This window comes from Aeromonas sp. sia0103 (assembly GCF_963895295.1).
Lineage (GTDB): Bacteria > Pseudomonadota > Gammaproteobacteria > Enterobacterales > Aeromonadaceae > Aeromonas > Aeromonas encheleia.
Map to the genome: position 1 here is coordinate 20,965 of NZ_CAWQKG010000022.1, position 18,844 is coordinate 39,808.

The window sequence follows — 18,844 nt, forward strand, 5'->3', positions numbered from 1 at the left end:
TGATCGGTAAACTATCCACAAAAGCTGTGGAAAACTCTGTAGATTAGCGGTGTGTCTGGCGTTAGTTTGCTGATCTTAAAGGGGTATTTCTATTTGATCCCGACTGGATCGCAAGTGTCCAATCCCCTGTGGCGGCAGTGAGTGGTTGCTTATCCTCCCGCCCTTGCCAGGCAGGCGCTGGTGCCAGGATTCGGGATCCGGTCAGGATCCTGATTTGATCTTGCGGATCAACAGCTCGCCCGCCAGCCATAAAAAAACCCGCCTCTCGGCGGGTTTTTTAGCAGTGTCAGCAAAGAGCGAACTTATGCTTCGGCTGCCTCGGCCTGGGCGGCCTGGATACCGGTCAGGGCGATGGTGTAGACGATGTCGTCCACCAGGGCGCCACGGGACAGGTCGTTGACCGGCTTGCGCATGCCTTGCAGCATGGGGCCGATGGAGACCAGCTCGGCGGAGCGCTGTACCGCCTTGTAGGTGGTGTTGCCGGTGTTCAGGTCCGGGAATACGAACACGGTGGCTTTACCCGCGACCGGTGAGTTCGGTGCCTTGGACTTGGCCACGTTCTCCATGATGGCTGCGTCGTACTGCAGCGGGCCATCGATGATGAGATCCGGGCGCTTGGCCTTGGCCAGCTCGGTCGCTTCACGCACTTTCTCGACGTCCGCGCCGGCGCCAGAGGTACCGGTGGAGTAGGAGATCATGGCGACGCGTGGCTCGATGCCGAAGGCGGCAGCGGAGTCGGCGGACTGGATGGCGATCTCGGCCAGCTGTTCGGCGCTCGGATCCGGGTTGATGGCGCAGTCACCGTATACCAGCACCTGATCAGGCAGCAGCATGAAGAAGATGGAGGAGATGAGCGACGAACCCGGGGCAGTCTTGATGATCTGCATCGGCGGACGGATGGTGTTGGCAGTGGTGTGCACGGCGCCGGAGACCAGACCGTCCACTTCGCCACGCTCCAGCATCATGGTGCCCAGCACCACGTTGTCTTCCAGCTGTTCGCGGGCAACCACTTCGGTCATGCCCTTGTTCTTGCGCAGCTCGACCAGACGCGGCACGTAGCGCTCGCGCACTTCCAGCGGGTCGATGATCTCGACGCGATCGGTCAGCACCACACCCTGCTGTTCGGCGACGCGACGGATCTCTTCCGGGTTGCCCAGCAGCACCGGACGGGCGATGCCACGCTCGGCACAGATGGCGGCAGCCTTGATGGTCCGCGGCTCTTCCCCTTCCGGCAGCACGACGCGCTTGTTGGCCTGACGGGCCAGCTCGGTCAACTGATAACGGAACGCCGGCGGGCTCAGACGGCGGGAACGGGTGGACTTGGCAGAGAGCGACTCGATCCAGTGCTTGTCGATGTGGCCAGCCACATAGTCCTGCACCAGTTCGATCCGCTCGCGGTCATCTTCCGGGATGTCGACGTTGAAGTTCTGCAGGCTGACGGCGGTCTGCCAGGTGTTGGTGCCGGTGATCATGATCGGCAGGCCGGTGGCCATGGCCTGTTGGCACAGGGCGATGACTTGCGGCTCCGGATGATAGTTGCCGGTCAGCAGCAGGGCACCCAGCTTGACGCCGTTCATGGCGGACAGGCAGGCGGAGACGATGACGTCGGAACGATCGCCTGAGGTCACCAGCAGGCTGCCCGGACGGAAGTGCTCGATCATGTTGTGGATGGAGCGGGCACAGAAGGTCACGGTCTGCAGGCGACGGCTGTCCAGCTCACCCTTGTGCAGGATCTTGGCGGCCAGGTGCTTGGCGAGATCCTTGGCGCGCGGGGCGATCAGCTGGGTGTTCCAGGGGATGCAACCGAGGATGCGCAGCGGGCTCTTGCCGAAGACCTGCAGCACTTCCAGGTTATGAGCGGAGTCGGAGGTGTGGTGATGGGCCTCGAACATCTCGGTCAGATCGGGGCGGGTCACGCCATGCTCGTCAACCGGTGCGCCGACCTTGTTGATCACGCAACCCACGATACGCGGGTTGCTGACGCCACCGAAGTTGGAGCAGGCCAGCTCGATGCGCTCTTTGAGCTTCTGGCTGGAGTCGTTGCCCGGATGGGTCACGAACACCATGTCGGCATCCAGCGCCTTGGCCACGTCGTAGTTCAGCTTGTTGGCAAACGGCTGCTTGTCGGTCGGGACCAGACCTTCGATCACCACCACTTCGGCACCGCTGCTCTTCACGTGCTCTTCGAAGCGAGCCACGATCTCTTCCAGCAGGATATCGGTGTTGCTGGAGGTGATCATGTTCTCGGCGTAGGAGAGGGCGAACGGCTCGGGCGGATTGATGTTGGCGGCGGCGCGGATCACGGCGGTGGAGCGCTCGGTACCGGTTTCACCCGGACGCGGCTGAGCCACCGGTTTGAAGAAGCTGACATTGACACCGTGACGTTCCATGGCGCGAACGACGCCAAGACTCACGGAAGTTACGCCGACACCAGTGCCGACCGGGATGAGCATAATAGTGCGTGCCACTTATTACCCCTTGTTCATTTTTTGGGATCAGGAAAAGGCCGCCCGAGGGCGGCCTTGCTCTACAGCTAAATTATGCGCCGACCAGTTCCAGCGCGTCGTGGGCGATGACCCACTCTTCGTTGGTCGGGATAACCAGGGCCTTGGTGGAGCCAGCCTTGGTGATCTCGCCACCCTTGCCGAAGCGAGCGGCCAGGTTGGCGTCGTGGTCGACGTCAAAGCCCAGCAGGCCCAGCTTGTTCAGGGTGATTTCACGGATCGGGGCGGAGTTCTCGCCGATGCCACCGGTGAAGACCACGGCATCCAGACGACCGTCCATGGCGGCGGCGTAAGCGCCGATGTACTTGGCCAGACGGTAGCAGTACACGTCCATGGCGCGCTTGGCTTCTTCCTTGCTGTCGTAGTTGTCTTCAACGAAACGGCAGTCGGAGGTGACTTCGGTCAGACCCTGCAGGCCGGATTCCTTGGTCAGCATGGTGTTGATCTCGGCCACGCTCATGCCCAGCTTGTCGTGCAGGAAGAAGATGATGGCCGGATCCAGATCACCGGAACGGGTACCCATCACCAAGCCTTCCAGCGGGGTCAGACCCATGGAGGTATCAACGGATTTGCCGTTCTTGATGGCGCAGACGGAGCCGCCGTTGCCCAGGTGGCAGTTGATGATGTTCAGTTCGGACACCGGCTTGTTCAGCTGCTTGGCGGCTTCCAGGCTGATGTAGTAGTGGCTGGTGCCGTGGGCGCCGTAGCGACGGATGCCGTTCTCTTTGTAGAGCTTGTACGGCAGGGCGTACAGGAAGGCTTCTTCCGGCATGGTCTGGTGGAACGCGGTGTCGAACACGGCGACGTTCTTCTCGGCCAGCTCAGGGAACACCTTCAGCGCGGCACGGATACCGATCAGGTGCGCCGGGTTGTGCAGCGGAGCGTAAGGAATGGCGGCTTCGATACCGGCGATCACGTCTTTGCAGATCCGCACGGAGGAAGTGAATTGCTCACCACCGTGAACCACGCGGTGGCCGACGGCGATCAGGTTCTTGGACAGTTCCGGGTTGAGCGGCAGGATCTTGTGGACGATGAAGTCCAGCGCTTCCTGGTGAGCGGCACCGGCACCCAGATCGGCGCTACCCTTCTCACCATTCAGTTTCCACTTGATGCGGGCGTCGTCGAGGTTGAAACACTCGGCCAGGCCGGACAGCAGATCATCACCGGTGGTTGCGTCAATGACAGCAAACTTCAGGGACGAGCTGCCACAGTTAAGAACAAGAACCAGCTTACTCATGAATAAATCCTATCGCAGATTGGGTTGGGTTGGAGGATGCGCCGGACGCGGTGCGTCCAAAAACAATCAACTTATCCTTATGAGGGTTGGCAATCTGTTGCTTGCCCCTTGTATAGTGATACAAGACCCGAAATCCAGACGTCCCTGACAGGCCAACGGCGGGCCGTTGGCATAAAAATTAGGCGTACAAAGGATAACCTGATTGTTGAAAAATAACAAAGTCATCCTCAACCTTTGTTATTGAGCCTCAAATATTGTCGAGGTTTTGCCGTTAATACGTTCAAAAAGAGCTCGGAGGTAGCATGAGCATGAACATTTTTGGAACTAAGTTACAGCAAGGCCGTCATTATATGACTCTTTGGCCGCGCCGTCCCGAGCTTAATTCCCTGTTCCCCGAGAATCGGGTGATCAAGGCCACCGAGTTTGCCCTCAAGACCATCCCGGCGCTCGCCGTGTTCAGCGTCATGTTGCAGTTCCAGTTTGGCGAGCTGCATTATTGGCCTTCGGTCATGGCCTCGGTGCTGTTTCTGCTCAGCCTGCCGCTGCAGGGTTACTACTGGCTTGGCCAGCGCGCCGATACCCGGCTTCCTCCCTCTCTTGCCAGCTGGTATCGGGAGATCAACGGCAAGATGAACGAGCAGGGCGGTCACCGCCAGCTGGTGGCGCGGCCCCGTTATGAGGAGCTGGCCGATACCCTCAATGCCGCCTTCAAGCAGCTGGACAAATCCTTCCTCTACGAATGAGCCGGTAGCACGGCCAAAAAGGCGCCCAAGGGCGCCTTTTTCATTAGCCTGTTCAGGCCGCCAGCACCTTGCTGATCTCCTGGATGGAGAGCTTGTACTGACGGGGGCACTGACGCCAGGCCGCCAGCATGCGCTGGTACTTGTCGCGCATGGCGATGTCGCTGGAGAGCTCGTCACAGGGGCACGGCAGCTCGGGGAAACGCTTGTCCACTTCCAGCAGGAAGCAGACATAATCCGCCAGTTCCCGCTCCTGGCTGCGGCTGTAGCCGTTGAAGCTCAGTCGGCTGGCATTCACCTCGGCCTGGCTGGCGGCGTCCAGGTTGCCCCAAGAGATGGCCAGCGCATGGTGCAGCTCCAGGGTGTCCAGCACCTCCTGGCAGGTGGCGAGATCCAGGTGACCGAAGCTCTTCTCCAGCTCGAGGATCTGCAGGCAGTAGCCGCGCTCGACTATGGTGCTGGCGCGCTGGTAGAACGGCGCCTTTTCCGGATTGAGTTTGGCCAGGATCTCGTACTGATTGCTCAGGATCAGGCGTTCGGTGTGGCTCATGTTCATGGGCTGTCTCACTGGAAAATGAATCTGCAGCCACGTTAACCCATATCTAAGATGAATTTTTTGATCTGGCAGGGGAGGTTGGCGAGAAAAACGGGAGAGGGGAAATCAAAACCGCCGGCGACCCGGTTAATTAAATGTGTCCTGGCCGACTTGTATTGTGTGGTGGAGAGGCAAAAATGTAAGCGTCATTTGGCCCATGCCAGATGATCTACCACCAAGGCACCCCATCAGGTGCAAGCCATCATAAGGATCTCGCCGCGACCCAGGGCTCGCAGGTGGGACGGGGCAGGCAGCCGCGTGCCCCATAGTTTCTGAAGACGAAGCGCATCAGCAAAGAGGGCCTGCAACTGCAGGCCCTCTCTCTATCAGGTACGAGGAGACTCAAACACCCGCCGACTGGCCCTGGATCAGGGAGAGCACCACCTGATGGTGATCGCTGGTCTTGAACTTGTCGAAACGGTGGGCCACCTTGCCCTCCTCGTCGATGAGGAAACTCAGCCGGTGGATGCCGTCGTACTCCTTGCCCATGAACTTCTTCGGGCCCCAGACGCCAAAGGCGTCGGCTACGGCATGATCCTCATCGGCCAGCAGGCGGAAGTTCAGGCTGTCGCGCTCTTCGAATTTCTTCAGGCGCTTGGCCGGATCCGGGCTGATGCCGAGTACCACCACATTGAGGGCGGCCAGCTCGGCGTTGACGTCACGCAGGCCGCAGGCCTGGGTGGTGCAGCCCGGGGTCATCGCCTTGGGGTAGAAATAGATGAGCACCTTCTTGCCGCGCAGGGAGGACAAACTAACCTGAATGCCATCCTGATCGGAGAGAGAGAAGTCGGGGGCCTGGGTGCCAGCTTGTAGTGGTTGCATGGGGTCTCCTGAGCCGTCAGGCGTATTTGTGATTGATGAGGAACTCGAACGATTCGGCGCCCAGTTCACGACAGAATTCGGCGAAGGCCGCCTTGGATTCACCAGACTCTCCCTGCTTGGCCAGGTTCAACTGAAAGCTCGCCTTGAGCAGGTTGAACGGCTGTTGCTCGAGGGTAATGGTCTGCATGGCCTGGATGTCCCAACCATGATCGCTGAAGAACTGGGTGCACTGGCTGACGATGCCGGGCTGATCCCGGATCAGGACCTCGGCACTGGCGCTGATGTCGTACTGCAGGGAGTGGTGGCGCTCGGTGCGCTTCATCATGGTGATGAGATCCCACTCCTGGCTGCGCAGGGGCAGACTTATCTCGAGTTGCATCAGGCTGTTCCAGTCACCGGACAACAGCATGATGAAGGTGAATTCGTTACCAAAGATGCCAAGACGGCTGTCGACAATGTTGCAACCGCAGCCACTGACGTGACGGGTAACCTCATTGACGATGCCAGGCCTATCCGTGCCGATGGCCGTTACGACCAGGTAGTGAGTCATAAATCGTCTCTCGTCCATTATTGCGAAGGCGTTTGCAGCGCGCTCTGTTCCTGGGCATGGAGGCCAAGCTTGGGGCCATGTCCTGCACGCCTGCATTGCTGCGTTTTGTGGCGGATGGTAACACGGCTTGTCCCTCGCCTCCCTTGTTTTTCAAAGGGGGCAGCTTTACCATAACGCCCCTGAAAATCGGGAGAAAAATCCATGTTACGCGGTAGTATTGTTGCGCTCGTTACCCCCATGCTGGCCTCGGGTGAAGTCGATTGGGCCAGTCTGGCCGCCCTGGTCGATCATCATGTCGACGCCGGCACCAGTGCCATTGTCGCGGTGGGGACCACCGGGGAGTCGGTGACCCTGAGCGAGCAGGAACACATCGCCGTCGTGGAAAAAACCGTCGAGTTTGCCGCCAGGCGTATCCCGGTCATCGCCGGTTGTGGCTCCAACAGCACCGCCCATGCCATCGCACTCTCCCGCCGTTTCGCCCAAACCGGCGTGGTGGCAGGCCTCTCGGTGACCCCTTATTACAACAAACCCACCCAGGAAGGCCTCTATCGTCACTATTGTGCGATCGCCGAGGCTAGTGGTCTGCCTCAAATTCTCTATAATGTGCCCGGTCGCACCTGTTGCGATCTCAAACCGGAGACCGTGGCCAGGCTGGCTAAGGTGCCCGGCATCATAGGTCTGAAAGAGGCCACCGGTGATCTCGACCGGACACCGCTGCTGCGGGAGCTGTGCGGAGCGGATTTTGCGCTTTATAGTGGCGATGATGCCAGTGGATGTGATTTTATGCTGCAAGGGGGGGACGGAGTCATCTCAGTCACCACCAATATTGCGGCGGCCCAGATGGCCGACATGTGTCGTGCTGCGCTGGCCGGTAATGCCGGTCTGGCTCATGATATCAACAATCGATTGATGCCGTTGCATCAGACTCTGTTCTGCGAACCGAGTCCCATCCCGGTGAAGTGGGCCTGTGCCCGACTGGGATTGATGGCGACGGCGACCTTGCGTCTGCCGCTCACCGACCTCACCCCCGAGGGCGAGCGAGCGATGACCCGAGCACTGACGACTGCGGAGTTGATGGCGAGTGTTTAAAGCAAATGGAAAGGGAAATGCAGTGCGCCTGGTGCTGAGTGTTGCGACCGTTGCCGTGTTGGCAGCCTGTAGCTCACCCCAGGATCGCAAGATGGCCAACCGTGGCTTCGAGTACGAAGAGAACCGCCTCGAAGGTCGTGCCTTCCTCGTGCCCGCCGGGTTGAGTGCCCCCGCTTTTAACAGCAATTTCGACATTCCGGCCCTGCCCGAGAGCAGCCGCGAGGGTGCCATCGGCGCCAAGGTCGATGTGCGTCCTCCTGCCCAGCTGCTGACCGTGGTCCCCGGCAGCCAGGTCGTACCCAATGCCAGCGAGCCTACCCTGGCCTTCTATGCCCTGAGCACCAGCCAGAGCGTGGAGCGTGACACTTGGTCCTTCCTGATGAATTTCCTGGCCCAGCACAAGGTGACCACCGAGAAGCTGGATCAGCAGGGCGGCGTGTTGCAGACCGGCTGGTTCGACAACACCGGTGCGCTCGATGGCTGGGGTGAGGAAGACGAAGACTTCCGCATTCGTCAGCGTTATCAGTTCACCCTGCACAACGATGTCCAGCGCCATGCCGTCAACATGTCGGTGCGGGTGCTGGAGCACGAAGAGACCTACGACGGCGAGACCACCACAGCGCTGACCGCGGCCGATGGCCAACGCTACGCGACCCGCGCCCTGAACCAGTTCTCCCTCTACTACGACAAGCAGCTCAAGGCTCGCGAGCAGCACAAGTCCAACGATGGCATGGGCATGGAGCTTGGCCTCGACAACAACGAGCTGAGCGCCTGGATCGCCGACGGTTCCTTCGAACAGGTGTGGCGCCGTCTCAATCAGGTGCTGCCAAATTACGGCTTCGTCATCAAGGATACCCAGCAGTCCCTGGGCTGGATCGACGTCGAGTATGACGATCCGGGTGCCGAGTTCTGGCAGGCCAAGGGGGCCGAGCCGTTCAAGCTGGAGGAAGACAAGTATCGCTTCCAGCTCGGCGAGATGGCCGGAGGCAAGACCTCCATCACCCTGTTTGACAAGGACAAGAAGCCGGTCGCATCCGGGGTCATCTCCCAGATGTACATCAGCCTGTCCGAGGCATTCGCCAAGGGCCAAGCCGATCAGGCTGCGGCAAAAGCAGAATAGAAACAGGGGCCTGGTGCCCCTGTTTTGTTATGTGAATTTCCTTACAAACAGAGAGCCTAGTACTCTTGTTTGTTAAGTGAATCCCCCAGTTTATAAAGGGGGTCGTGCTCTCGCTTCGTTATATTTACCCCCACAAACAGGGGCCTGGAGCTCCTGTTTTATCAGTCCCACAACAGGAAGTGTTAAAAGCCATGAGTCTTGCAGATCAAGTATTGGCGGTGAATGACGATTTGCCGATCCGTACCGATAAACCTGTCCATTCCGGCAAAGTGCGCAGCGTCTACTGGTTGACCCCGGCAGACAGTGCCCGGCTCATAAGAGAGAAAGGCTATGATGTGCCGGCCGATGCGCCGCTCGCCATCATGGTGATCAGTGACCGCATCTCGGCCTTCGACTGCATCTGGCAGGGCGTGGACGGGCTGAACGGCGTGCCGGGCAAGGGCGCGGCGCTCAACGCCATCTCCAGCCATTGGTTCAAGCTGTTCAAGGAGAAGGGACTGGCCGACAGCCACATCCTGGATATCCCGCACCCCTTCGTCTGGATAGTGCATAAAGCCCGTCCCGTGATGATCGAAGCCATCGCCCGCCAGTACATCACCGGCTCCATGTGGCGTGCCTACAAGGACGGCGAGCGCGAGTTTTGCGGCATCCGCCTGCCGGAAGGGCTGAAGAAGGATCAGAAGCTGCCGGAGATCCTCATCACCCCATCCACCAAGGGTGTGCTCAAGGGGCTGGAAGGCGTGCCGGAAGCCGATGACGTCAACGTCTCCCGCGCCGACATCGAGCGCCACTGCCAGGGCTTCAACTTCAGCAAGCCGGCCGACATCGACCGCTACGAAGTGCTGCTCAAGGAAGGCTTCAACGTGATCAGCGATGCGCTGACCGCGCTCGATCAGATCTTCGTCGACACCAAGTTCGAGTTTGGCTACGTCAAGGACGCCGCCGGCAACGAGAAGCTCATCTACATGGATGAAGTGGGTACCCCCGACAGCTCCCGCATCTGGGACGGCGCCGCCCTGCGTGAAGGCCAGATCGTCGAGAAGTCGAAAGAGGGCTTCCGCCAGTGGCTGCTGAACCACTTCCCGGATCCGGACATCCTGCTCAACAAGCACCGCATGCCGGAACGCTTCGCCCTGGCGCGCGACAACAAGCTGCCGACGGCGGTGATGATGGACATCTCCAACACCTACGTGGGGATCGCCGAGAAGATCATCGGTCAGCCGCTGGTGCGCAGTGCCAATCCCAAGCAGGAGATCATCGAGGTGTTGCGCGAGCAGTACGGTCTGATCGACTGAGGCTTGCCCTGTTTTTTTGTCGCCGACAAACAAACGTTTGCTGGTGACAAGAAGGCATAGCCGGGCACAGCGCCGGATAAACAGACGGGCCCATCGCGGGCCCGTTTTTATTGGTGTCTGGCAGTGGGAGAGGGTGGCCTCAGCCGTTGACCCTGAACACCTGGCCGCTCTGTACCCCCAGCACCGACTTCTTGTAGGCCTGGGCCACCCGGGCGGCGGGCACCGGCACGAAGCCAGGGAAGAAGTCGGCATACTTGTCCATGGATTCGACCAGCACGGTCGGGCTTATCGCGTTGATGCGCAGCCCCCGCGGCAGCTCGCAGGCCGCGGCCCGCACGAAGTGTTCGATGGCACCGTTGATAGTGCTGGCGCTGACCCCCCAGTTGATGGGCTCCTCGCTCAGGATGCCGCCGATCAGGGTGATGGATCCCCGGTCGTTGAGGTGCGGGATGGCGGCGCGAGTCAGCCTGATCTGGCCCATCAGCTTGCTCTCCAGCCCCGTTTGCCACTGCTCGTCCGTCATCTCGGGGAAGGCGTTGAAGGCGACGCTGCCGCTGGCCACCAGCAGGGCATCAAACCGGCCTATCCCCGCGAACAGGGCGGTGATGGAGGCGCAGTCCGTCATGTCTACCCTGGCATCCCCCTGGCTGTGGCCGACCCGGATGACCTCATGGTCCCTGGCGAGCAGTTCACTGACGGCGGATCCGATGGTGCCGGAGGCACCCACAATTACGATTTTCATCTTGGTCACTCCTGATTGGGATATTCAGGATTCTAGTAGGACTAAAGAGAAGAAAAAGCGCTTAATATGAACGTATTGTTTCCATATTGGAGTGAATGGATGGATATCGCCCACCTGGCCAGCTTCTATGAGGTGGTCAAACGCGGCAGCTTCTCCGCCGCGGCCGACCTGTTGGGGGTGAGCAAGGGGATGCTGAGCCGCCACGTCAGCGCGCTGGAGGCCTCCCTCAACGCCCAGCTGTTGCAGCGCACCACCCGCCGGCTCAGCCTGACCGAGGCGGGCAAGACCCTCTATCTGCAGGCGGGGCAGATCTTCGCGCTGGCCCAGCAGGCGGAGCAGGACATCCAGGCCCTGACCGAGGAGGACGGCGGCCGCCTGCGTTTCACCTGCCCGGTCAGCACCGGCGATCGCATGGTGAGCGACCTGCTGGCGCGCTTCGCCGAGCGCTGCCCCGGGGTGCAGGTCGAGCTCAACTTCACCAACGCCATGGTCGACATGAGCCAGGGGGAGCACGACATCGCCCTGCGTGCCATGAGCCATGTGCCGGACAACCTGGTGGCCCTGCCGCTCGGCCGGCTGAGAGACGTGGTGGTGGCCAGCCCGGCCCTGCTCGCGCGGGAGGGGATCCCGGCCACCCCCTATGAGCTGAGCGGTCGCAGCTGTTTGCTGCAGGGAAGCAACCCCGCCTGGGAGCAGTGGCATTTTCGCAAGGAGGGGGAGGAGGCCCTGATCCCGGTGCAGGGACGGGTGCGGGCCAACCACTACAGCACCCTGCTGCAGCTGGCCCGTGCCGGCATGGGCTATGCCAAGTGCCCGCTGATGCTGGTGGAGGCCAGCCTGGCCAGGGGGGAGCTGGTGGCGGTGCTGGGGGAGTGGCAGACCGGCCTGCACCCGCTCCATGTGCTGCATGCCCAGCAGCGGCGGGTGCCGCGCAAGATCCGCCTGTTCAAGCAGGTGCTGGCCGAGTGGTTTGCCGAGCGGCCGCACTACCTGATCTGAGTGCAACCGGCTGAGCCAGCGTTATTTTTCTGTCATATCCGGCTGTTACCCTGCGCTCATCACAGCGATGGAGAGAGGCAGAGGATGAAGGGTCATCAGGGTTGGGTCGGCGTCATGCTGTTGTGTGCCGGGGCGGCGCAGGCCGAGGTCGAGGTCAGGGTGCCGGAGAATTTCCAGATCCTGGCGGTGAGCGCCGGCAAGGTGCAGGACGAGCAGCATGCCGTGCTGGCCGACGGGCAACAGCAGTTGCTGGTGCGCTATGAGGGGGTGATCCCGAGTCGCAACAGCAGCGACAACGATCGCCAGATCCGCTCCGAGCCCCAGGTGATCCGCTATGACGCCAGCCGGCAGTCGGTGCGCTTGCAGGCGGCCGTTCCCGGCGATGAGAGCGGGATGGAACGCTACGCCAAGGCGCCGCTGGTGAGCCTGCAGACGGGGGGCCAGCCACTGGCCATGCAGCAGGATGAGCTGGTGGTCAATGGCATGCAGATCGGCATGGATTGGCGCGCCAGGCTGGAGGAGTACAATCGCGGTGGGGGCAAGGCGGCGCTGAACACGGTCGGCGCGATGACGGTGGCGGCGGGAACCTCGGTGCCGGTGGCCGCCAGCGAGCTGGAGGGGCAGCTGCAGCGACTCTTCCTGCAGGCCGATCCGGTGCTGCGCAAGCGCTTCATCGGCTGGGCCGTGCCCCAGCTTTAAGTTTGCCCCTCGTTGCAGTAACGTGGGCACAGTCGCCTGGCGACCTGCCCATCTTGACCAACGAGGTTCTCATGTTTGAATTGCATCCCCGCCTGCAGGCGGATACCCAGCCGCTCGGGGATCTGCCGCTCTGCCGCGTCCTGCTCGCCAGAGACAGCCAGTACCCCTGGCTCATCCTGGTGCCCCGCATAGCCCAGTTGCGGGAGATCCACCACCTCGCTCCCGAGCAGCAGCAACAGCTGATGCAGGAGTCCTGCGCCGTCGCCGCCCTGATGGAGCAGGCGCTGAACCCGGACAAGATCAACGTGGCGGCGCTTGGCAATATGGTGCCCCAGCTGCACCTGCACCATGTGGCTCGCTTCAGTACGGACCCCGCCTGGCCCGGCCCCATCTGGGGGGCGTACCCTGCCGTGGCATATGAGGCGCAAGATTTACAGATTGCGGCCGATAACTGGCGAGCCCGGCTGGCGACCCTGAGCGGATTTACCCCTCTTCAATAGTGACAATGGCATCAAGTGAGAGCTGGCTCGCTGTTTCCAGGCCGGGGTCAGGCTATCTGTTAGCCTGACGACAACGACTAGCCCATTTTCGATCAGCAGGAAGGTTCCATGATACTAACAAGATCCGATGATGACGCCGTATTGACCACCGAGGATGTGCTGCTGAGTCTGTGCAATTCGGTCACGGGCGTATTGAGCGCGGCGACCCAGACCCAGGTGCGCTTCTCCGGCATGGTGCAGCGGATCAGCAAGACCTGCCTCAAGCCGGATATCGGCTGTTTCGTGCTGTTTGATGGCGGCTTCTCCGGCCTGGTGGTGATCAACTTCTCCGCCGCCGCGGCCATGGAGCTCTACCAGAGCTACATGCTCAGCATGGGGCTCTCCAAGGAGGATCTCGCCATCTCCCACACCTCGGACGAGGTGAGCAACGTCATGGGCGAGCTGATGAACCAGATCCTCGGCAGCTTCACCGGCAAGGTGGGCCGCGAGTTGCAGACCCACATCACCCAGAACCAGCCCAAGATGCTGGCCCTGAACAAGCAGGTGATGCTGAGCGTGGATACCAACCTCGACAATCCCGAGACCCGCAGGGTCACCTTCTTCACCGCCAGCAACAACATCTTCTACCTGGAGCTGGCGATGGACGGCACCGAGTTCATCCGGCTGCACAACGAGGGCAGGGATCAGGAGGAGATTGACCCCGATGCCCTGATCGCCCAGACCAAGCTGGCGGCGGCCAAGCCGGCCCCGGTGGTGGCCCCCGTCGCCAACGATCACGACGACCTGCTCAACTCCCTCGGTCTCTGATGACCAAGCAGATACAAGGAGGCCACCCCAGGGGTGGCCTCCTTGTATTCGGGGCGACTGGACTTAGAAGTTGTAGAGCAGACCGGCGCTGAGGATGCTGGTCTGGGTATCGTAGAAGGCGATGTCTGAATCGGCCTGGTTGTAGGCCGCCGTGACGGTGGCGGAGAGATCCCTGACCCCCATCAGATTGTGCCAGAAGAAGGTGCCGGCCAGCACAAACTCCCTGGCATCGGCGCGTTGGCCGAACAGGGGATTCGCCTCGTCATACTCGCGCTTGCCGGCATAGGCGTTGCCGACGACGGACCACTGGGGGCCGCGCTTGGCATAGGTCAGCTGCATCCCCAGGTTCTTGAAGCTCTCGGCACTGCCATCGAGATCGGCCTGCTTGTAGAGAATGGCGGGCTCCAGCAGCTGGCCACCCCCGAAGTGCCACTGGTAGGAGAGCTCCATGTCATGGATCTTGCCGTTGCGATCCAGCATGGGGGCATAGTGGGTGCCGTTGCGCTGATCGTACTGCTGGCCGCTGCGCTCCTCATCCAGCTCCATCTCCCGGCTGGTGAGGCTGCCATTGAAGTTGCTGCCCCAGATCTTGTCCCAGGCGAACCGCACGCCCTTCGACTTGGCATCGGTGGTGCTGCGCTCCACCCCGACGGCGAAGGGATCGCTCCACAGCTCGACCGGCATGGCGTTGAATACCACAGAGCCCGCCACTATCCCCTTGTCGCCCATCTCCTGGCGGATCCCGAGCTGCTGGGTAAAGTCGAAGCGCAGCGCATCCTGGATGAGGTTGCCGAGGAATACCTGGGTGCGGGTATCGGCGAAGGTGTAGCGGATGTCGGCGTTGATGAGCGGTGCCAGCTCGCTCTCGCTGGCGGGGGAGCCGAGGCCGTCGATGTGGCCATTGCTGTCCCCGCCGGCATAGAAATTGGATTCATGGCTGATGGCACTGACCCCTCCCAACAAGAAACCGGACCAGCCAGATTGCGTGGGAATGGCACCGAGATCGGCGTGGGCGGCATTGGCGACCAGCAGGCTGAGACTCAGCAGGGTGAGATTACGCATCAGTAGGACTCCTGAAATGACGAATGATGAGACCGCATGGCCGGGTCAGCGTCCTTTGCTGAACTGGGGCTGACTAGCCAAGGTGGGCATGCTACCCCAGCAGGAGTGTGACGTTAATCAATAATTTATGCGGTGACGGGCAAGTGTTCGGTGCGCCGTGCTGGTATTCTGTTTGCGCAATAGCGGGGAGAAAATAACGAGATGAAGCAAATCAAATCCTGGGCGCAGTACTACGTCGACCTGATGACCAAGCTGGGGCTGGTCCGTTTCAGCATGCTGCTGGCGGCGGGCATCATAGTGCTGGCCGTGACGATCCAGATGGGCGTGACCCAGTTTCTGCGTGGCACAGTGGATATCGTCGACCTGGTGCGCTCGGTGTTCTTCGGCCTGCTGGTGACCCCCTGGGCCGTCTATTTCCTCTCCATCGTGGTGGATCAGCTGGAGGACTCCCGTCAGCGGCTGACCCGCATGGTGCGCAAGCTGCAGGACATGCGCGAGCGGGATCTCGAGCTCAACAGCCAGCTGCAGGAGAACATCAGTCGCCTCAACGCCCAGATAGCCGAAACCAACAGGGCCGAGACCCTGCGTCAGCAGGCGATCGAGGATCTGGAGAACGAGGTGTTCCAGCGCGAGAAGGCCCAGCTGCACCTGGGTGAGCGCACCGCCCTGCTGCGCTCCTTCATCGACTGCTCCCCCGATCTGGTCTATTACCGCAACGAGGAGCAGCAGTTCTCCGGCTGCAACCGCGCCATGGAGGAGCTGACCGGCAAGGTCGAGGCCGAACTCATCGGGCTGACCCCGTTCGATGTCTACAAGCAGGACATCGCCAGCAAGGTGGTGGAGACCGACAAGCAGGTCTTCACCAGCAACGAGCCGCTCACCTACGAGCAGTGGCTGGAGTATCCGGATGGCCGCAAGGCCTACTTCGAGCTGCGCAAGGTGCCCTTCTTCGACCGCTTCGGCAAGCGGCTCGGCCTGCTCGGCTTTGGCCGTGACATCACAGAGCGCAAGCAATACCAGGACAAGCTGGAGAAGGCGAGCCGCGACAAGACCACCTTCATCTCCACCATCAGCCACGAGCTACGCACCCCGCTCAACGGCATAGTGGGCCTCAGCCGGATGCTGATGGATACGCCGCTCGATGCCAAGCAACACCAGCAGCTCAAGACCATTCACCTGAGTGCGGTGACGCTCGGCAACATCTTCAACGACATCATCGATCTCGACAAACTCGATCGCCGCCGGCTGGAGATAGCTCCCACCCGCATCGACCTGCCCGCCTTCCTCGACGAGCTGGAGACGCTGTCGCGCATCCAGGCGGAGCAGAAGGGGCTCTACCTGCACTTCGACCGGGATGGGGACATGCCGCAGTTCGTGATGGCCGACGGCACCCGCCTGCGCCAGGTGTTGTGGAACCTGGTGGGCAATGCGGTCAAGTTTACCGACGAGGGCGGGGTGACGGTGCGTTGCCTCTCCCACGCGTCCGATGTGCCGGGCAAGTTGGCGCTGCACTTCGAGGTGGAAGACACCGGGGTCGGCATTCCGCGCGCCCAGCAGGAGAAGATCTTCGCCATGTACTATCAGGTGCAGGGCAAGAAGCACGCCACCGGCACCGGCATCGGTCTCGCGGTCTCCCGTCAGCTGGTGCAGGCCATGGGCGGCGAGCTCTATGTGGACAGCGATCCCGGTGAGGGCTCCTGCTTCACCGCCGAGCTCGAGGTGGACTGCGTCGAATCCCTGGCCGCCGAGCAGGAGCAGGAGCTGCCGGCCCTCGACATCCTGCTGGTGGAGGATGTGGAGCTGAACGTGACCGTGGCCTGCGCCCTGCTGAACAAGCTGGGGCATCAGGTCAAGGTGGCACGGGATGGGACCCAGGCGTTGGCCATGGCCAATCCCGATGACTTCGACCTCATCCTGCTCGATATCCAGCTGCCGGACATGACCGGCTTCGATGTGGCGGCCCAACTGCTGGCCCGCTACGGCGACAGTCTGCCACCCATGGTGGCACTCACCGCCAATAGCACCGGCGATCGCCAGTACTACCGGGATCGCGGTCTGCAGGATGTGATCAACAAGCCGCTGGGATCCAAGGCGGTGCGCGAGGTGATTGGCCACCTGTTTGCGGATCTGGCCGACGACGAGGCCGATGAGCAGGAGGATGCGGGCAATCAGGATGAGCTGCTGGATCTGCCCTTCCTCACCGATTACGCCAGCACGGTCGGCAAGCCGGTGCTGCTCTCCAGCGTCGACCTGTTCGAGAAGATGCTGCCCGACTACATGGCGGTGCTCGACACCAACATGATCGCCAGGGATCAGGCCGGCGTGGTGGAGGAGGCGCACAAGATCAAGGGGGCGGCCGGCTCAATAGGCCTGCGCCGCCTGCAACAGACGGCCCAGCTGATCCAGAGCCCGGAGCACCCCGCCTGGTGGGAGAACGTGGAAGACTGGATCGAGACGCTGCGCCGTGAATACCCGGGTGACATCGCCCGGTTGCGCCGCTGGCTGCTCTCCTGAGTCGGCCCCTGTCATCACAGCTAAGGAGACGCAGCCCATGTATCAGCGCCTGATCCCCTCACTGCGGGTTCACCCCTGGGGCGAGGAGCCCCTGCTGGAGGCGACCGAACAGGATCGCGCCCGCATAGTACAGGCCGCGCCGGTGCGCCGCCTGCAGCAGAAGACCCAGGTCTTTCCGCTCGATGTGAAGGCCTCGGTGCGCAGCCGTCTCACCCATTCGCTGGAGGTGCAGGAGACCGGCCGCCAGATCAGCCGCCGCATCCTGGCCGCCCTGCCGGCGGGCACTGTCTGCGAGGGGGCCTTCATCAACCTGGTGGAGATGTCCTGCCTGCTGCACGACGTCGGCAACCCGCCGTTCGGCCACTTCGGCGAGCAGGTGATGAGCCAGTGGCTGGCACAGGAGCTGGATGCGCTGTTTGCCAGTGCCCATGACCGGCTCCCGAGCCCGCAATGGGCCGAGCTGCGCCAGGATCTGCTGGTGTTCGACGGCAACGCCCAGAGCCTGCGGCTGGTGCACAGCCTGCACGAGCTGAACCTGACTCTGGGCCAGCTGGCGGCCCTGTGCAAGTACCCGCAGCAGCCGCAGCCCGGTCAGCACTTTGGCCAGCACCACGGCTGGGCCAGCAAGCGCGGCATCTTCTTCAGCGAGCAGCCGCTCTACCAGTCCCTGAGCCAGCACCTGGGGCTGGCCCCTGGCTGCCGTCATCCGCTGGTGTACATCATGGAGGCGGCGGACGACATCTCCTACTGCATCGCCGATCTGGAGGATGCGGTCGATCGGCACATCCTCAGCCTGAGCGAGCTGCAGCAGGCGCTGCGCAGCGCCGACGGGGGGGATTACATGGCCGGCCTGCTGGCCCAGGCCGCGGCGTCCGGCCGCGGCTTCTTTCCCCATTTTCGCCAACAGCTCACCCGGGATCTGGTCACCCTGGCGGCCGATACCTATGTGAGCGAGCATGTCGTCATCCTGAGCGGTGCCTATCCCCAGGCCTTGCTGCACGGTCAGGCGCCGGCGGCGCGGGTGCTCGATACCCTCAAGCAGGTGGCCCGCGAGCAGGTGTTCATGCGCCCTGAGGTGGAGGCGCTGGAGTTGGAAGGCTACGCCGCCCTGCGCGGCGTGCTCTCGACTTACGCCTGCCTGCTGGCGCTGCCGGCCGCGCAATTTGAGCGCTTGCTGGCGGGCAAGGGGGGCAGCGAGCTCTTCTTCGCCCGGCGGCTGTTTCACCGGCTGTCGGCCCGCCACCTCAAGGCATACCGGCTGGCGGTGGCGACCGCCGATCCCCGCTTTGAATCCGGGGCCGAGCAGGAGTGGTACTACCGCGTCCGGCTGTTGCTCGATTACGTCAGCGGCATGACGGATACCTATGCGCTGGAGGAGTTCCGGCTGCTGTCCGGGATCTGATCGGTCCATATCCATCCCACCCATATGGGTGGGATGGATATTGCACAAAATTCGGTGTTTTTCTAGACTGTGGCAACTTGTACAACTTTCACCCGGTAAGGAGACGACTATGCAACATTCCATGTTCAACGTTGCGTTCGATCGCTGCATTGGCAGCGCGAAGACTC

General features: G+C 61.8%; 17 protein-coding genes. 10 read left to right on the plus strand and 7 right to left on the minus strand.

All coding sequences use genetic code 11. The features are described 5' to 3' along the window. Positions 1 to 302 precede the first annotated feature (302 nt). Positions 303 to 2,468: a phosphate acetyltransferase gene (pta, locus tag AACW18_RS08555; RefSeq protein WP_042654279.1), complete on the minus strand. Its 2,166-nt coding sequence runs from the start codon at positions 2,466 to 2,468 to the stop codon at positions 303 to 305. A gap of 70 nt (positions 2,469 to 2,538) precedes the next feature. Beyond that, entirely contained in the window at positions 2,539 to 3,741 is a 1,203-nt protein-coding gene (locus AACW18_RS08560; protein WP_218388387.1) for an acetate kinase, read from the minus strand. 302 nt (positions 3,742 to 4,043) lie between these two features. On the opposite strand from AACW18_RS08560, the gene yfbV reads away from it, so the two are divergent. Further along, positions 4,044 to 4,484: a terminus macrodomain insulation protein YfbV gene (yfbV, locus tag AACW18_RS08565; protein WP_042654277.1), complete on the plus strand. Its 441-nt coding sequence runs from the start codon at positions 4,044 to 4,046 to the stop codon at positions 4,482 to 4,484. A gap of 52 nt (positions 4,485 to 4,536) precedes the next feature. Here the strand turns inward: yfbV and AACW18_RS08570 are convergent, their stop codons facing one another. The 3 genes from AACW18_RS08570 to AACW18_RS08580 form a co-directional block, all read right to left on the minus strand. Continuing rightward, positions 4,537 to 5,037, minus strand: a complete 501-nt coding sequence (locus AACW18_RS08570; protein WP_033128739.1) for a YfbU family protein — start codon at positions 5,035 to 5,037, stop codon at positions 4,537 to 4,539. 381 nt (positions 5,038 to 5,418) lie between these two features. Beyond that, positions 5,419 to 5,898: a thioredoxin-dependent thiol peroxidase gene (gene bcp / locus AACW18_RS08575; protein ID WP_218388388.1), complete on the minus strand. Its 480-nt coding sequence runs from the start codon at positions 5,896 to 5,898 to the stop codon at positions 5,419 to 5,421. A 16-nt stretch (positions 5,899 to 5,914) separates the two neighbouring features. After that, complete coding sequence (locus AACW18_RS08580) at positions 5,915 to 6,448, minus strand: glycine cleavage system protein R (RefSeq protein ID WP_042654275.1); 534 nt, start codon at positions 6,446 to 6,448, stop codon at positions 5,915 to 5,917. Positions 6,449 to 6,649: 201 nt separating this feature from the next. Here AACW18_RS08580 and dapA point away from each other — a divergent pair, with 201 nt between their 5' ends. The 3 genes from dapA to AACW18_RS08595 all read left to right on the plus strand — a co-directional run bounded on the left by dapA (position 6,650) and on the right by AACW18_RS08595 (position 9,952). After that, positions 6,650 to 7,537, plus strand: coding sequence for a 4-hydroxy-tetrahydrodipicolinate synthase (dapA, locus tag AACW18_RS08585; RefSeq protein ID WP_218388389.1), 888 nt, complete (start codon positions 6,650 to 6,652; stop codon positions 7,535 to 7,537). Continuing rightward, complete coding sequence (gene bamC, locus AACW18_RS08590) at positions 7,530 to 8,657, plus strand: outer membrane protein assembly factor BamC (protein ID WP_218388390.1); 1,128 nt, start codon at positions 7,530 to 7,532, stop codon at positions 8,655 to 8,657. Before dapA ends, bamC begins: the two co-directional genes overlap by 8 nt. Before the next feature lie 191 nt (positions 8,658 to 8,848). After that, positions 8,849 to 9,952, plus strand: coding sequence for a phosphoribosylaminoimidazolesuccinocarboxamide synthase (locus tag AACW18_RS08595; RefSeq protein WP_218388391.1), 1,104 nt, complete (start codon positions 8,849 to 8,851; stop codon positions 9,950 to 9,952). 139 nt (positions 9,953 to 10,091) lie between these two features. Here the strand turns inward: AACW18_RS08595 and AACW18_RS08600 are convergent, their stop codons facing one another. Then, positions 10,092 to 10,694, minus strand: a complete 603-nt coding sequence (locus AACW18_RS08600) for a short chain dehydrogenase (RefSeq protein WP_218329774.1) — start codon at positions 10,692 to 10,694, stop codon at positions 10,092 to 10,094. Positions 10,695 to 10,793: 99 nt separating this feature from the next. Here AACW18_RS08600 and AACW18_RS08605 point away from each other — a divergent pair, with 99 nt between their 5' ends. From AACW18_RS08605 to AACW18_RS08620, 4 genes are all read left to right on the plus strand, one after another. Then, positions 10,794 to 11,693 carry a LysR family transcriptional regulator gene (locus AACW18_RS08605; RefSeq protein ID WP_218329773.1) on the plus strand — a complete coding sequence of 300 codons (900 nt, stop codon included), beginning with the start codon at positions 10,794 to 10,796 and terminating at the stop codon, positions 11,691 to 11,693. Positions 11,694 to 11,777: 84 nt separating this feature from the next. Next, on the plus strand, positions 11,778 to 12,392 hold the full coding sequence (locus AACW18_RS08610) for a DUF2057 domain-containing protein (protein ID WP_218388392.1): 615 nt from the start codon (positions 11,778 to 11,780) through the stop codon (positions 12,390 to 12,392). 71 nt (positions 12,393 to 12,463) lie between these two features. Further along, positions 12,464 to 12,892 carry an HIT domain-containing protein gene (locus AACW18_RS08615; RefSeq protein ID WP_218388393.1) on the plus strand — a complete coding sequence of 143 codons (429 nt, stop codon included), beginning with the start codon at positions 12,464 to 12,466 and terminating at the stop codon, positions 12,890 to 12,892. Positions 12,893 to 13,000: 108 nt separating this feature from the next. After that, entirely contained in the window at positions 13,001 to 13,699 is a 699-nt protein-coding gene (locus tag AACW18_RS08620; RefSeq protein ID WP_218388394.1) for a DUF3334 family protein, read from the plus strand. Positions 13,700 to 13,762: 63 nt separating this feature from the next. On the opposite strand, the gene AACW18_RS08625 is transcribed toward AACW18_RS08620, so the two are convergent. Next, positions 13,763 to 14,761: a DUF2860 family protein gene (locus AACW18_RS08625; RefSeq protein WP_218388395.1), complete on the minus strand. Its 999-nt coding sequence runs from the start codon at positions 14,759 to 14,761 to the stop codon at positions 13,763 to 13,765. A 201-nt stretch (positions 14,762 to 14,962) separates the two neighbouring features. Here AACW18_RS08625 and arcB point away from each other — a divergent pair, with 201 nt between their 5' ends. Both arcB and dgt read left to right on the plus strand, forming a co-directional pair. Continuing rightward, a complete protein-coding gene (arcB, locus tag AACW18_RS08630; protein WP_218388396.1) occupies positions 14,963 to 17,275 on the plus strand; it encodes an aerobic respiration two-component sensor histidine kinase ArcB in 2,313 nt (770 codons plus the stop codon). Positions 17,276 to 17,312: 37 nt separating this feature from the next. Then, complete coding sequence (dgt, locus tag AACW18_RS08635; RefSeq protein ID WP_218291726.1) at positions 17,313 to 18,677, plus strand: dGTPase; 1,365 nt, start codon at positions 17,313 to 17,315, stop codon at positions 18,675 to 18,677. The last annotated feature ends 167 nt before the right edge of the window (positions 18,678 to 18,844 follow it).